This is a genomic window from Klebsiella sp. CN_Kp088, assembly GCF_040064335.1.
Taxonomy (GTDB): Bacteria; Pseudomonadota; Gammaproteobacteria; order Enterobacterales; family Enterobacteriaceae; genus Klebsiella; species Klebsiella aerogenes.
This window is the reverse complement of the sequence record NZ_JBEAIQ010000026.1, coordinates 103,349-116,567: the sequence shown is the minus strand read 5'-3', so window position 1 is coordinate 116,567 and position 13,219 is coordinate 103,349. Positions and strand designations below refer to the sequence as shown.

The window sequence follows — 13,219 nt, the reverse complement described above, 5'->3', positions numbered from 1 at the left end:
GTGGCCTCAAAATCGCTGAGACGTTCCCGGAAGGCCGGGGCAGCCCGCATGGATGCGGGCTGAGGGCCGTGTTTTGCAAGGACGCTGCCTCGGCCCGACCCGAAGCCTGCAGGGATAAGTCGAAGGTACCACGAAGTGGCGATTTTGGCGGCCAGAGCCCGGGAGTACAGAGGGCGGCGGCGACTGGCCGCCCTCTGTGCGCTCCCTGCGCCACGGAAAACATATTGCAGCAAAATTAACTGGGAGCGCAATGTGCTCTGAATTAACACAAAGCACATGTTTTTCCCGGACCAAAACCGTTGCAAACCGATAATAGTATCTACAAATCCCCGCGTCGTTGGGCTTACAGAACCTTATGCGGGCCGAAACATTCGTAATGAATGTTGTCTTTATTGACCCCTAATTCTACCAGCTGCTTCGCCGCAAACTGCATAAACGCTACCGGGCCGCAGAGATAGAATTGCATCTGCGGGTCGCGAATATTTTCCGCCAGCGGCGCTAAATCCATCAAACCTTCGCTATCAAAACGTCCTGCCTGACGGTCGGCCTCGCTCGGGCTGCGGTACCAGACGTGAGAGGTAAACTTCGGCAACGCCGCGCCAAGCGCCTTCACTTCGTCCGCAAAGGCGTGAACGTCACCGTTTTCCGCCGCGTGGAACCAGTTCACCTGGCCCTGATGATGGCTTTTCGCCAGCGTATCCAGCATCGCCAGCATTGGCGTTTGGCCGACGCCGCCGGAGAGCAGGGTCACCGGCGTCTGCGCTTCCACGTTAAGGAAGAAGTCGCCCGCTGGCGCGGCTAAATAGACTACGTCGCCTTCGCTGGCGTGGTTATGCAGCCAGTTGGACACCTGGCCGCCATTCTCGCGTTTCACCGCGATGCGATAGCCTTTACCGTCCGCTCTGCGGGTCAGAGAGTATTGACGAATTTCCTGATATTCGAAGGCTTCCGGCTTCAACCAGATAGCCAGATACTGTCCTGGCTGGTAATCGGCGACCGGCTGACCGTCGACAGGCTCCAGTTCAAAGCTGGTAATAAGCTGGCTGCGCGGGGTCTTCTTAACAATGCGGAACGCGCGGGTACCTTCCCAGCCGCCATTTTTACTGGCGTTATCCTGATAGATCTCCGCTTCGCGGTTGATGAAGACGTTCGCCAGCACCCCGTAGGCTTTGCCCCAGGCGTCGAGTACTTCCTGGCCTGGGCTAAACATTTCGTCGAGGGTCGCCAGCAGATGGCTGCCGACAATATTGTACTGCTCCGGTTTAATCTGGAAGCTGGTATGTTTCTGGGCGATTTTTTCAACCGCCGGCAGTAGGGCCGGCAGGTTGTCGATATTACTGGCGTAGGCGGCGATAGCGTTGAACAGCGCTTCGCGCTGGTCGCCGTTGCGCTGGTTACTCATATTGAAGATCTCTTTGAGCTCCGGGTTATGAGTAAACATGCGGTCATAAAAATGCGCGGTTAGCTTTGGGCCGGTCTCTACAAGCAGGGGAATGGTGGCTTTGACCGTGGCGATGGTTTGAGCGTCGAGCATAGCAGCTTCCTTAAATGTTATCCTATTGATGCATTTCAAATGCATCTTATATAAATAACCCTGCTATGTAAATGGTTCTTTATCACTTTGCCGCAAAGCAGTTACAACATGAAGAATTTGCATCACAAACCTGAAAAGAAATCCGTTGATAGTGTTTGATGCGTTATTGCTCAAAGCCTTGTGTGCTGTGGAGCCAATCGTTTGCGTAAAATCCTTTGTCAAGACCTGTTATCACAGAATGATTCGGTTATACTGTGGGCCGTTGTCCATCAGGACCGCCTTTTTAGGCCAAAATTTTATCGTTAGCTGAGTCAGGAGATGCGGATGTTAAAGCGTGAAATGAACATTGCCGATTATGATGCCGAACTGTGGCAGGCTATGGAGCAGGAAAAAGTACGTCAGGAAGAGCACATCGAACTGATCGCCTCCGAGAACTACACCAGTCCGCGCGTGATGCAGGCTCAGGGTTCCCAGCTGACTAACAAATATGCCGAAGGTTATCCGGGCAAGCGCTACTACGGTGGCTGCGAGTACGTGGATATCGTTGAGCAACTGGCTATCGACCGCGCGAAAGAACTGTTCGGCGCCGACTACGCTAACGTACAGCCGCACTCCGGCTCGCAGGCTAACTTTGCCGTCTATACCGCTCTGCTGCAGCCAGGCGATACCGTGCTGGGTATGAACCTGGCGCAAGGCGGCCACCTGACCCACGGCTCCCCGGTTAACTTCTCCGGTAAACTGTACAACATCATTCCTTACGGTATCGATGAGTCCGGTAAAATCGACTACGACGACATGGCGAAGCAGGCCCAGGAGCACAAACCGAAGATGATCATCGGTGGCTTCTCCGCTTACTCCGGTATCGTTGACTGGGCGAAAATGCGTGAAATCGCTGACAGCATCGGCGCTTACCTGTTCGTCGATATGGCGCACGTAGCGGGCCTGATTGCCGCCGGCGTTTATCCGAACCCGGTTCCGCACGCCCACGTTGTTACTACTACCACCCACAAAACCCTGGCGGGTCCGCGCGGCGGCCTGATCCTGGCGAAAGGCGGTAGCGAAGAGCTGTACAAGAAACTGAACTCCGCCGTGTTCCCAAGCGCGCAGGGCGGCCCGCTGATGCACGTTATCGCCGCGAAAGCGGTGGCGCTGAAAGAAGCGATGGAGCCAGAGTTCAAAGTTTACCAGCAGCAGGTTGCCAAAAACGCCAAAGCGATGGTGGAAGTGTTCCTGAACCGCGGTTACAAAGTGGTTTCCGGCGGTACTGAAAACCACCTGTTCCTGCTGGATCTGGTAGATAAAAACCTGACCGGTAAAGAAGCTGACGCCGCCCTGGGCCGCGCCAACATCACCGTTAACAAAAACAGCGTACCGAACGATCCGAAGAGCCCGTTCGTGACTTCCGGTATCCGTATCGGTTCTCCGGCTGTGACTCGCCGCGGCTTTAAAGAAGCGGAAGTGAAAGAGCTGGCTGGCTGGATGTGCGACGTTCTCGACAATATCAACGACGAAGCTGTTATTGAGCGCGTCAAAGGTAAAGTGCTTGATATCTGCGCCCGTTTCCCGGTTTACGCGTAATCTTGCCGCGTTAAGATAAAAAAGGCCGCGATTGCGGCCTTTTTTGTGTCTGCTGGTTATCGACGGTCCAGCGAAATCGAACCTGGTCCGGTTATCGCCAGCAGCAGGAAGGCCCCGGCGATACTGACGTTCTTATAGAAGTTAATCATATTCGGCAATACCGCATCGCCGGTCATATCCCAGTAATGATGGCCGATAACCGCGGTACCCAGGGTGTAAAAGATAAAGATCACCGCCAGCGGGCGGGTGAAGAAACCTAAAATAATCAGAATAGCGGCGGGTACCTCCATGATGACCGCGATGATCGCCGCCAGCGTCGGCATCGGCGCGCCGGAAGAAGCCATATATTGTACCGTTCCGCTAAACCCCATCAGTTTCGGATAGCCAAAAATAATGAACAGCAGCACGATCGCAATACGTGCGATTAACAGCAGGACAGGGCGGGAAGAGCCAAAGTCAAAATAGCGTAGCGTGTTCATAATCAGTCCTTTATCACAGGCGTGTGATCTAAACGTAATACACATTTTTACTCCCCGCCACGCTGGGAAAATAATATTGTTGCGCCTCGTTGAGCGGCGATTAAGCCGATACGAGGGAAGCGCTCTGATGCCCGGTTATCGGATTTTTTTTCATACTGCCCGCCATGTCGCACGCTCATCGCGTGACAATGCTCACGATTTTAAGAGAAATGTACTTAACGACCATGAAGATAGTGAGACATGGGTTTGCTCAGTATGCGCTTTATCGCCAGACTAGAGCTTCCATTCGGGAGGGAATCATGGTCTTGCACTCCACGCGCTGGCTGGCGCTAAGTTACTTCACCTACTTTTTTAGCTACGGTATTTTTTTACCATTCTGGAGCGTCTGGCTGGCAGGCGTTGGCCTGACGCCGGAAACCATTGGCGTGCTGCTCGGCGCCGGGCTGGTGGCGCGTTTTCTGGGCAGCCTGCTAATTGCGCCGCGGGTCAGCGATCCTTCTCGTTTGATTAGCGCCTTGCGTATCCTGGCGTTGCTGACGCTGCTGTTTGCTCTCGCCTTCTGGGTCGGCGGGCAGGTGGCCTGGCTGATGGTGGTCATCGTCGGATTCAACCTCTTTTTCTCGCCGCTGGTACCCTTAACCGATGCGCTGGCCAACACCTGGCAAAAGCAGATCACCATGGATTACGGCCGGGTGCGGTTGTGGGGATCGATTGCTTTTGTCATCGGTTCTGCGCTGACCGGCAAGCTGGTGAGTCTGTTTGATTACCGGGCGATCCTGTTGTTGTTAAGCCTGGGCACCGCTTCGATGCTGTTGGGCATGCTGCTGAAACCTTCAGTGATGCCGCAGGGGGAGAGCCGCCATCAGGAGGCGGCCGGACTACCGGCGTGGTTTAGCCTGGTGCGGCAAAGCTGGCGTTTTCTAGCCTGCGTCTGTCTGTTGCAGGGAGCGCATGCCGCCTACTATGGCTTCAGCGCGCTATACTGGCAGCAGGCCGGTTATTCTGCCTCCGCCGTCGGTTATTTATGGTCGCTCGGCGTCGTCGCCGAAGTGGTGATTTTCGCCTTGAGTAAAAAAGTGTTCCGTCGGTTTAGCGCCCGCGACCTGCTGCTGCTCTCGGCGGTGTGCGGGGTGGCGCGCTGGACGATTATGGGCTGGACGACCGCGCTGCCATGGCTACTGGTCGCGCAGATCCTCCACTGCGGAACGTTTACCGTCTGTCATCTGGCGGCCATGCGCTATATCGCCGCGCGGCAGGGAAGTGAGGTTATCCGCCTGCAGGCCGTTTACTCGGCGGTGGCGATGGGCGGCAGCATCGCGGTGATGACGGTGTTTGCTGGTTTCCTCTACCAGCACCTGCATCAGGGCGTCTTCTGGGTGATGGCGCTGGTGGCGCTACCGGCGCTGTTCGTGCGACCGAAGGCGGTGAGCGCCTAATCCTCAAGCATTTTGCAAATCTGCTGCCGCTGGTGATCGCTAAAATTCTCTTCAGCATGAAACAGCGGCGGCGAAAACAGCGGTAGCGCGGTGGTGTAAGGCGTGACCACTAAGGTCACATCCTTCGGCGCGCCTTGTTGCTGAAACTGAGTCACGCTTAAGTATTTAATATTCAGCGGCAGCAGCGTTAATTCCCGCAATTGCATTTCCAGCGCCTGTTCCAGTTCGCTATTTTCCCGCGTCAGCAGCACCACCTGCTTTTCATGCAGGTCGGCTTTTTGCATCAACCACGCGCCGAAAATCACCGCGATTAAGCTGACCTCTTCCTGATTAAATTGAATATGATAGGCCGTTTCGAAATCGCGTAATGCCTCCTGGGTGGTACGCATCAGGCGCGGATACAGGCGTCCGATCTCCTCCGGTAAAGCGTTATCAATACCGATGGCGAATACGCTGCGGTTCAACGCCTGCGAAAGATGGATATAGAGCTGGTCGCTCAACCCTTGTTCATCGCTGAATGGCCGTCCCGCCAGATCCTGGAAACGATGGATCAAGCGGGAGATCGCCAGATGCAGGCGTCTGTCCTGTTGATGACCGTCGTGAATGGGATCCGGGGTTTTCAGTAACATAAACAGCAGGGTCAGGAAAAGTTGTTCGCCGGCGTGGGGCGTGGCGCTGACCCGGCGCTGCCAGTGGCGGACGATTTCGGCGGCGAGGTTAAATTCCGCCGCGGCCTGCGCCCAGTTGCGCTGCTCACGGGTGAAATCCGGCGACTGGCCCAGATGATGTTGTAGCAGGCAGTACTGAAGATACAGGCGCAGGAACTGACCGTCCCGGCAGTCGAACTGCCGATTGAGCGCGCGAGCGCAGCGATTCACCAGCGCCTGAAGATTGGTATCATCATATAAGGTTCGCGCGATACCATGCTGTTTAAGCTGCGTTTTTAACGCCGGGGTAAAATGGTGATGAACGAAATGCGGGCACAGGCGTAGCCCACGCCGGAGAGCGTGCAGCAGGCACAGGCGTTGATCGAGCGCGGCGCCTTCAATCCGATAGCTGCCGTCCATCTGCGACGCGAGAGTCAGTCGATGATAACGCTGAATTTCGCGCCCCGTCTCCGCGATATCCTGTTGGGCCGTCGCCTCATCCACCTGGTTGAGCCTGACCAGCTGTTGCGGCGTGACGGATTGTCCCGGAAGATAGAACATCAGGAGCACCTGGCTACGGCGCTGTGGACTGGAAAGCGCAGATGGTGGTTCAATCACTGTCATCATCTGGTAAGTTCCAGTTAGGGTTTCAGCTAAGAATAGCCAAAGGATGCAGGGTGAGCAGGGCGGGCCGCGGCCTTTAGATCAGGATTGCTGGCGAAGTTCACAGAATTTTTCACGCGAGGAACAGATGAAGAAAGTGAAACACTGCGTCGGTGCGGCATTTTTCATGGTTTTATCATTGTCAGCCGTTGCGCATCCGCACAGCTTCATTAATTTGCAGAGTGAAGCCGTGGTGAATGACGGTCTATTGACCGGTTTTAAGATGCGCTGGACGATGGACGAAATAACGTCAGCAGATCTGCTCTATGATGCCGGCAATGCAAAGGCGGGCAGCGAAGTATGGAAAAAACTGGCGGCGGAGGTCATGGCCAACGTACTCGGCCAGCACTACTTCAGCGAGCTGTGGCATAACGGCCAGCGGGTTAAGTTTGCTAACCGCCCGGATGGCTACGGCCTTGCGCGTAGCGGGCTGCAGGCGGTACTCACCTTCACCTTGCCGTTGGCGACACCGCAACCTGTTGCCGGACAAACCTTTACTTTATCCACCTTCGATCCGACCTACTACGTCGATATGTTTTATGAGCAGGATAGCGATTTTTCGTTGCCTGCCGCGCTGCGGGCCTCCTGCAAGGCCACGGTAATGACGCCGAAACCCAACGACAAAATGTTGTCTTATGCGCAGTCGCTCGATAAAGAGGACGCGCCGCCGGAAGATATGGAACTGGGTAACTACTTTGCCCAGAAGGTGACCTTGACATGTCAGTAGTCTTTACGCCGCGAGCGCGGGCGCCGCGCTGGAAATCACTCTGGCCGCTGGCGCTGTTTCTGACGCTGACCGTCGTGGGCGGTATCTGGTTGTGGCTCGCCTGGCCGCAGGTACTGTTGCAAAGCGCGGTCTGGCAGCGTTCACTGAATCTTGAGCTCAGCCAACTGCTGCAGGCGGTGGCGGATAATCCGTCAGCGGCGGGGCTGTCACTGCTCGGGTTCAGTTTTGTCTACGGCGTACTGCACGCGCTTGGCCCCGGTCACGGAAAAATCGTGATTACCACCTGGCTTGCCACCCATCCCTCAAAGCTGAAATCGAGTATTGCGCTGACGCTGGCGGCATCGCTGTTGCAGGGAATGGTGGCGATAGCGCTGGTGGTGGTGGTATTGACGCTGCTGCAGCTTCCGGCGCGTCAACTGCATCTCAGCAGCTTCTGGCTGGAGAAGGGGAGCTATCTGCTGGTCGGCGCATTGGGGCTTTTACTGTGCTGGCGGGCATTGAAAAAACTGCGAGTCTTGCTGCGGCGGCCAACGTTTACCGCTTTTACCCCGCATCACGTCCATGATGAACATTGCGGCTGCGGCCATCAGCACCTTCCGGCGCCGGATCAACTACAGAGTGGCGACGACTGGCGCGCCAGGCTGGCGATTGTACTGTCGATGGGCATGCGTCCCTGCTCGGGAGCGATTATGGTGCTGCTGTTCAGCAAGGTGATCGGCGTCTTTGGCTGGGGCATGGCTGCCGCACTGGTAATGGCGGCGGGAACGTCGCTGACCATAAGCGGGCTGGCGCTGTTGGTGCATGGATTCCGCCAGTTGGCTATCCGCCTGAGTCGCCATCAGACGACGGCGATGTGGAAACAGGTTGGCTGGGCGACGCTGGCGCTGGCCGGCGGCGTGGCGCTGTTGACGGCTGCTGTCGTGATGTGGAGTAGCGCGATCCCGCCGGGCGGCGGCTTGCGGCCGTTTTAGGGTATAAAAAAAGGAAGCCGCGGCTTCCTTTTTACATTCAGTGAGAAATTAACGCTTCAGCGCTTCGCTCAACTGCTCGCGCATGTTCGCCAGCATCGCTTTCACGACGCGCGGGTTACCGGCTACGATGTTGCCGGTCAGCATATAGTTATGACCACCGGTGAAGTCGCAAACGATGGCGCCTGCTTCACGAGCGATCAGTTCACCAGCGGCGAAATCCCACGGTTTGAGGGCGATTTCAAAGTAACCGTCAACGCGGCCAGCGGCAACGTAGGCCAGATCCAGCGCGGCGGAACCAGTGCGACGGAAGTCAGCGCACTCGGTGAACATGTTGCCGAGGATGTTCATGTAAGCGGTAGCGTGCTGCTTCGCTTTGAACGGGAAACCGGTGGCGATGATAGTACCGTCGAGATCGCGAGCGTTGCTGCCGCGCAGACGGTAGCCGTTCAGCTGCGCGCCCTGGCCGCGGGTGGCGGTGAACAGTTCATTACGCATTGGATCGTAAACCACCGCGACTTCAGTACGGCCTTTAATGCGTACGGCGATGGAAACAGAGAAGTGTGGCAGACGTTTAACGAAGTTGGTGGTGCCATCCAGTGGATCGATAACCCATTGAATATCCTGATCTTCACCAGCGTGCTCGCCGCTTTCTTCGGTGATGATGGTGTGCTGTGGGTAAGACTTGCGAATGGTTTCGATAATAATCGCTTCTGCGGCTTTATCGACGTTAGTCACAAAGTCATTGCTGCCTTTCTGGCTGGTTTCTACGGAATCTGGCGTTTCGTAGTGCTTGGCAATTAAATTACCCGCCTTGCGCGCTGCGCGCACGGCAATGTTCAGCATCGGATGCATCGGTATCTCTCACTGGATGTTAAAGAACGGGAAAAAACGGCGCATATAGTAACAGCGAATTCTGCTTATGTCTCCGTTTTATGTTAGCATGCACGAATAATCTTTAGCCGAAGAACCATAATGCTGCAAAATATTCGAATCGTACTGGTAGAAACCTCACACACCGGCAATATGGGCTCCGTTGCCCGCGCGATGAAAACCATGGGCTTAACTAACCTGTGGCTGGTCAACCCGCTGGTGAAACCTGATTCCCAGGCCATCGCGCTGGCCGCTGGCGCCAGCGATGTGATTGGTAACGCGCAGATCGTCGATACCCTTGATGAAGCGCTAGCGGGCTGTAGCCTGGTGGTTGGCACCAGCGCGCGCTCCCGCACGCTGCCGTGGCCGATGCTGGATCCGCGCGAATGCGGTCTGAAAAGCGTAGCCGAAGGTCAGCATGCGCCGGTCGCGCTGGTCTTTGGCCGCGAGCGCGTTGGCCTGACTAACGACGAACTGCAGAAATGCCACTATCACGTGGCGATCGCCGCCAACCCAGAGTACAGCTCGCTGAACCTGGCAATGGCGGTGCAGGTTATCGCCTATGAAGTGCGAATGGCCTGGCTGGCGACTCAGGAACAGGCGCAACCGGCGGTTGAACATGAAGAAACGCCATATCCGCTGGTCGATGATTTAGAACGTTTCTACGGCCACCTTGAGCAGACGCTGCTGGCGACCGGTTTTATCCGCCCGAATCATCCGGGGCAGGTGATGAACAAGTTGCGTCGCCTGTTCACCCGCGCGCGTCCGGAAAGCCAGGAGCTGAACATCCTGCGCGGGATGCTGGCGTCTATTGAGCAGCAGAATAAAGGTAAGTAAGCGCGTTAACGCCGGATGGCGCTTCGCTTATCCGGCCTACGAATCTGTTGTAGCCCGGGCGAGGCCTTTGGCCGACCCCGGGAGCGGCTCGAAATCAATAACGGCACGGAAAGCCAAATACCTGACTAAAACAGTCAAGTAAATAGTTGACCAATTTACTCGGGAATGTCAGACTTGGCCCTGCTATGCAATACCCATATTAATAAAAAGCCCGGGCAGGGGCGAGTTTGAGGTTAAGTAAGACATGAGACTGACATCTAAAGGGCGTTATGCCGTGACCGCAATGCTTGACGTTGCGCTCAACTCTGAAACGGGTCCGGTTCCGTTGGCAGATATTTCAGAGCGTCAGGGAATTTCGCTTTCCTATCTGGAACAGCTGTTCTCTCGCCTGCGTAAAAATGGTCTGGTATCCAGCGTTCGTGGACCAGGCGGCGGTTACCTGTTAGGTAAAGAAGCTGGCAGCATCGCCGTTGGCGAAGTGATCAGCGCCGTAGACGAATCCGTTGACGCCACCCGTTGTCAGGGTAAAGGCGGCTGCCAGGGTGGCGATAAGTGTCTGACCCACGCGCTGTGGCGCGATCTGAGCGAACGTTTGACCGGTTTCCTCAACAACATCACCCTGGGCGAACTGGTGAATAACCAGGAAATCCTCGATGTTTCTGGTCGTCAGCACAATCATGAATCTCAGCGTACTACGCGTTCTCAGGACGCCATTGACGTAAAACTGCGCGCCTAGCACGAGGCTTAGTTTCAGCTTGCGGCTTACGGGCTGCAAGGTGAAACGGCAGGGTAGATAGCAATAATAAAGATTTTCAGAATCAGGCCGGGATGTTGAAGCATCTCGTGTACTCGGTCGTACATCAAGCCGGTTGCCTGGTTCCTTGCATTGAGTGATGTACGGAGTTTAAGAGCAATGAAATTACCGATTTACCTCGATTACTCCGCAACAACGCCGGTGGACCCGCGTGTTGCCGAGAAAATGATGCAGTTCCTGACCCTGGACGGGACCTTTGGTAACCCGGCCTCACGTTCTCACCGTTTCGGTTGGCAGGCTGAAGAGGCGGTAGATATCGCCCGTAATCAGATTGCCGAACTGGTCGGCGCCGATCCGCGCGAAATCGTCTTTACCTCTGGCGCAACGGAATCCGATAACCTGGCGATTAAAGGTGCAGCCAACTTTTATCAGAAAAAAGGCAAGCACATCATCACCAGCAAAACCGAGCATAAAGCGGTGCTGGATACCTGCCGTCAGCTCGAGCGCGAAGGTTTTGAAGTGACCTACCTTGCTCCGCAGAGCAACGGTATTATCGATCTGAAAGAGCTGGAAGCGGCGATGCGTGATGACACCATCCTGGTTTCCATCATGCACGTGAATAACGAAATCGGCGTGGTGCAGGATATCGCTACCATCGGCGAAATGTGCCGTGCCCGCGGTATCATTTACCACGTTGACGCCACCCAGAGCGTGGGCAAACTGCCTATCGATCTGAGCCAGCTGAAAGTTGACCTGATGTCCTTCTCCGGTCACAAAATTTATGGCCCGAAAGGTATCGGCGCGCTGTACGTACGCCGTAAGCCGCGTATCCGCATCGAAGCGCAGATGCACGGCGGCGGTCACGAGCGCGGCATGCGTTCTGGCACCCTGCCTGTCCACCAGATCGTCGGTATGGGCGAAGCTTACCGTATCGCCAAAGAAGAGATGGAAAGCGAAATGGCGCGCCTGCGCGGCCTGCGTGACCGTCTGTGGAACGGCGTGAAAGATATGGAAGAAGTCTATCTGAATGGCGACCTTGAGCAGGGCGCGCCGAACATTCTTAACGTCAGCTTCAACTATGTTGAAGGCGAGTCGCTGATTATGGCGCTGAAAGACCTGGCGGTTTCCTCCGGTTCAGCCTGTACTTCCGCGAGCCTTGAGCCATCCTACGTGCTGCGCGCGTTAGGCATGACTGATGAACTGGCGCACAGTTCTATTCGTTTCTCTTTAGGTCGTTTCACTACCGAAGAAGAGATTGACTACACCATCAAGCTGGTTCGTAACTCCATCGGCCGTCTGCGCGACCTTTCTCCACTGTGGGAAATGTTCAAACAGGGCGTGGATCTAAACAGCATTGAATGGTCACATCACTAATTCGGCACCGATAAGGAGAATTCAACATGGCATACAGCGAAAAAGTCATCGATCATTACGAAAACCCGCGCAACGTCGGTTCCTTCGACAACAGCGACGACAGCGTCGGTAGCGGTATGGTTGGCGCGCCGGCGTGCGGCGACGTCATGAAGTTGCAGATTAAAGTCAACAATGAAGGTATCATTGAAGACGCGCGCTTCAAGACCTATGGCTGCGGTTCCGCTATCGCTTCCAGCTCCCTGGTCACCGAGTGGGTGAAAGGTAAATCTCTGGACGAAGCGCAGGCTATCAAGAACACCGATATCGCCGATGAACTGGAACTGCCGCCGGTGAAAATTCACTGCTCTATCCTGGCGGAAGACGCGATTAAAGCCGCGATTGCGGATTACAAAAGCAAACGTGAAGCAAAATAATTAAGAGTTGAGGTTTGTTATGTCGATTACCTTAAGCGACAGTGCAGCAGCGCGAGTCAATTCCTTCCTGGCGAACCGCGGTAAAGGCTTTGGCCTGCGTCTGGGGGTAAGAACCTCCGGTTGTTCAGGTATGGCTTATGTACTGGAATTTGTTGACGAGCCGGCGGCAGAAGACACCGTGTTTGAAGACAAAGGCGTGAAAGTCGTGATCGACGGTAAGAGCCTGCAATTCCTCGACGGCACTCAACTGGACTTCGTCAAAGAAGGCCTTAACGAAGGGTTCAAATTTACTAACCCGAACGTGAAAGATGAGTGCGGTTGCGGCGAAAGCTTTAACGTATAATCGGTAATCCCCAACCCCACCGCGGTCACGCCGCGCGTGGGGTTTTCGTTTAGATGCATGACCCTGAGGTTACTATGGACTATTTCACCCTCTTCGGGTTACCAGCCAGCTATACCCTCTCGCTCGAACAACTGGCTGTCCGGTATCAGGATCTGCAGCGCCAGTACCATCCGGATAAATTCGCCAGCGCGCCCGCTGCGGAACAGCTGGCTGCGGTTCAGCACTCCGCCACCATTAACCAGGCCTGGCAGACTCTGCGTCATCCGCTGACCCGTGCGGAATATCTCCTTTCGCTGCACGGCTTTGACCTCGCCAGCGAGCAGCACACCGTCCGCGACACCGCGTTCCTGATGGAGCAGCTGGAACTGCGCGAAGAGCTCGATGAAATCGGCCAGGCGAAAGACGAAGCGCGGCTGGAAGCTTTTATCAAACGGGTAAAAGCGCTGTTTGATACCCGCCATCAACTGATGGTTGAACAATTGCAAAACGAGACCTGGGATGCGGCGGCTGATACTGTACGCAAGCTCCGTTTTCTCGATAAACTGCGCAGCAGTGCTGAAGAACTCGAAGAAAAACTGCTCGATTTTTAATTT

14 protein-coding genes are annotated in these 13,219 nt (G+C 55.4%); 10 read left to right on the top strand and 4 right to left on the bottom strand.

What is annotated here, in order from left to right; all coding sequences use genetic code 11:
• Window positions 1-343: 343 nt before the first annotated feature.
• Window positions 344-1,534: an NO-inducible flavohemoprotein gene (gene hmpA, locus ABLV08_RS16650; RefSeq protein ID WP_015370304.1), complete on the bottom strand. Its 1,191-nt coding sequence runs from the start codon at window positions 1,532-1,534 to the stop codon at window positions 344-346.
• A gap of 324 nt (window positions 1,535-1,858) precedes the next feature.
• On the opposite strand from hmpA, the gene glyA reads away from it, so the two are divergent.
• Window positions 1,859-3,112, top strand: coding sequence for a serine hydroxymethyltransferase (glyA, locus tag ABLV08_RS16645; RefSeq protein ID WP_032708895.1), 1,254 nt, complete (start codon window positions 1,859-1,861; stop codon window positions 3,110-3,112).
• A 56-nt stretch (window positions 3,113-3,168) separates the two neighbouring features.
• Here glyA and ABLV08_RS16640 read toward each other — a convergent pair whose 3' ends face one another.
• Window positions 3,169-3,591, bottom strand: a complete 423-nt coding sequence (locus ABLV08_RS16640; RefSeq protein ID WP_015370306.1) for a DoxX family protein — start codon at window positions 3,589-3,591, stop codon at window positions 3,169-3,171.
• 299 nt (window positions 3,592-3,890) lie between these two features.
• Here ABLV08_RS16640 and ABLV08_RS16635 point away from each other — a divergent pair, with 299 nt between their 5' ends.
• Window positions 3,891-5,027: a 3-phenylpropionate MFS transporter gene (locus tag ABLV08_RS16635; protein WP_032712174.1), complete on the top strand. Its 1,137-nt coding sequence runs from the start codon at window positions 3,891-3,893 to the stop codon at window positions 5,025-5,027.
• On the opposite strand, the gene csiE is transcribed toward ABLV08_RS16635, so the two are convergent.
• Window positions 5,024-6,301, bottom strand: coding sequence for a stationary phase inducible protein CsiE (csiE, locus tag ABLV08_RS16630; protein WP_348856049.1), 1,278 nt, complete (start codon window positions 6,299-6,301; stop codon window positions 5,024-5,026). The genes ABLV08_RS16635 and csiE overlap by 4 nt on opposite strands.
• A 124-nt stretch (window positions 6,302-6,425) precedes the next feature.
• Between csiE and ABLV08_RS16625 the strand changes: the two genes are divergently transcribed.
• Together ABLV08_RS16625 and ABLV08_RS16620 are read left to right on the top strand one after the other, a co-directional pair.
• A complete protein-coding gene (locus tag ABLV08_RS16625) occupies window positions 6,426-7,064 on the top strand; it encodes a DUF1007 family protein (RefSeq protein ID WP_015703175.1) in 639 nt (212 codons plus the stop codon).
• The gene (locus tag ABLV08_RS16620; protein WP_045410960.1) at window positions 7,055-8,035 is read left to right on the top strand and encodes a nickel/cobalt transporter; all 981 of its coding nucleotides are present in this window, start codon (window positions 7,055-7,057) and stop codon (window positions 8,033-8,035) included. The genes ABLV08_RS16625 and ABLV08_RS16620 overlap by 10 nt, the downstream gene beginning before the upstream one ends.
• Before the next feature lie 48 nt (window positions 8,036-8,083).
• Here the strand turns inward: ABLV08_RS16620 and suhB are convergent, their stop codons facing one another.
• Window positions 8,084-8,887, bottom strand: coding sequence for an inositol-1-monophosphatase (gene suhB, locus ABLV08_RS16615; protein WP_015370312.1), 804 nt, complete (start codon window positions 8,885-8,887; stop codon window positions 8,084-8,086).
• A gap of 120 nt (window positions 8,888-9,007) precedes the next feature.
• On the opposite strand from suhB, the gene trmJ reads away from it, so the two are divergent.
• From trmJ to hscB, 6 genes are all read left to right on the top strand, one after another.
• Complete coding sequence (trmJ, locus tag ABLV08_RS16610) at window positions 9,008-9,742, top strand: tRNA (cytosine(32)/uridine(32)-2'-O)-methyltransferase TrmJ (protein ID WP_015370313.1); 735 nt, start codon at window positions 9,008-9,010, stop codon at window positions 9,740-9,742.
• A 244-nt stretch (window positions 9,743-9,986) separates the two neighbouring features.
• On the top strand, window positions 9,987-10,478 hold the full coding sequence (iscR, locus tag ABLV08_RS16605; RefSeq protein ID WP_015370314.1) for a Fe-S cluster assembly transcriptional regulator IscR: 492 nt from the start codon (window positions 9,987-9,989) through the stop codon (window positions 10,476-10,478).
• A gap of 177 nt (window positions 10,479-10,655) precedes the next feature.
• Window positions 10,656-11,870, top strand: coding sequence for a cysteine desulfurase (gene iscS, locus ABLV08_RS16600; protein ID WP_015703173.1), 1,215 nt, complete (start codon window positions 10,656-10,658; stop codon window positions 11,868-11,870).
• A gap of 26 nt (window positions 11,871-11,896) precedes the next feature.
• The gene (iscU, locus tag ABLV08_RS16595; protein WP_004866383.1) at window positions 11,897-12,283 is read left to right on the top strand and encodes a Fe-S cluster assembly scaffold IscU; all 387 of its coding nucleotides are present in this window, start codon (window positions 11,897-11,899) and stop codon (window positions 12,281-12,283) included.
• A gap of 19 nt (window positions 12,284-12,302) precedes the next feature.
• Window positions 12,303-12,626: an iron-sulfur cluster assembly protein IscA gene (gene iscA / locus ABLV08_RS16590; protein ID WP_012540868.1), complete on the top strand. Its 324-nt coding sequence runs from the start codon at window positions 12,303-12,305 to the stop codon at window positions 12,624-12,626.
• Window positions 12,627-12,700: 74 nt separating this feature from the next.
• Window positions 12,701-13,216: a co-chaperone HscB gene (hscB, locus tag ABLV08_RS16585; protein ID WP_012540869.1), complete on the top strand. Its 516-nt coding sequence runs from the start codon at window positions 12,701-12,703 to the stop codon at window positions 13,214-13,216.
• Window positions 13,217-13,219 lie beyond the last annotated feature (3 nt).

Coding starts and splice junctions, on each gene's coding strand:
- hmpA (WP_015370304.1), bottom strand. CDS start 1,534: ATGCTCGACGCTCAAACCATCGCCACGGTCAAAGCCACCATTCCCCTG.
- glyA (WP_032708895.1), top strand. CDS start 1,859: ATGTTAAAGCGTGAAATGAACATTGCCGATTATGATGCCGAACTGTGG.
- ABLV08_RS16640 (WP_015370306.1), bottom strand. CDS start 3,591: ATGAACACGCTACGCTATTTTGACTTTGGCTCTTCCCGCCCTGTCCTG.
- ABLV08_RS16635 (WP_032712174.1), top strand. CDS start 3,891: ATGGTCTTGCACTCCACGCGCTGGCTGGCGCTAAGTTACTTCACCTAC.
- csiE (WP_348856049.1), bottom strand. CDS start 6,301: ATGATGACAGTGATTGAACCACCATCTGCGCTTTCCAGTCCACAGCGC.
- ABLV08_RS16625 (WP_015703175.1), top strand. CDS start 6,426: ATGAAGAAAGTGAAACACTGCGTCGGTGCGGCATTTTTCATGGTTTTA.
- ABLV08_RS16620 (WP_045410960.1), top strand. CDS start 7,055: ATGTCAGTAGTCTTTACGCCGCGAGCGCGGGCGCCGCGCTGGAAATCA.
- suhB (WP_015370312.1), bottom strand. CDS start 8,887: ATGCATCCGATGCTGAACATTGCCGTGCGCGCAGCGCGCAAGGCGGGT.
- trmJ (WP_015370313.1), top strand. CDS start 9,008: ATGCTGCAAAATATTCGAATCGTACTGGTAGAAACCTCACACACCGGC.
- iscR (WP_015370314.1), top strand. CDS start 9,987: ATGAGACTGACATCTAAAGGGCGTTATGCCGTGACCGCAATGCTTGAC.
- iscS (WP_015703173.1), top strand. CDS start 10,656: ATGAAATTACCGATTTACCTCGATTACTCCGCAACAACGCCGGTGGAC.
- iscU (WP_004866383.1), top strand. CDS start 11,897: ATGGCATACAGCGAAAAAGTCATCGATCATTACGAAAACCCGCGCAAC.
- iscA (WP_012540868.1), top strand. CDS start 12,303: ATGTCGATTACCTTAAGCGACAGTGCAGCAGCGCGAGTCAATTCCTTC.
- hscB (WP_012540869.1), top strand. CDS start 12,701: ATGGACTATTTCACCCTCTTCGGGTTACCAGCCAGCTATACCCTCTCG.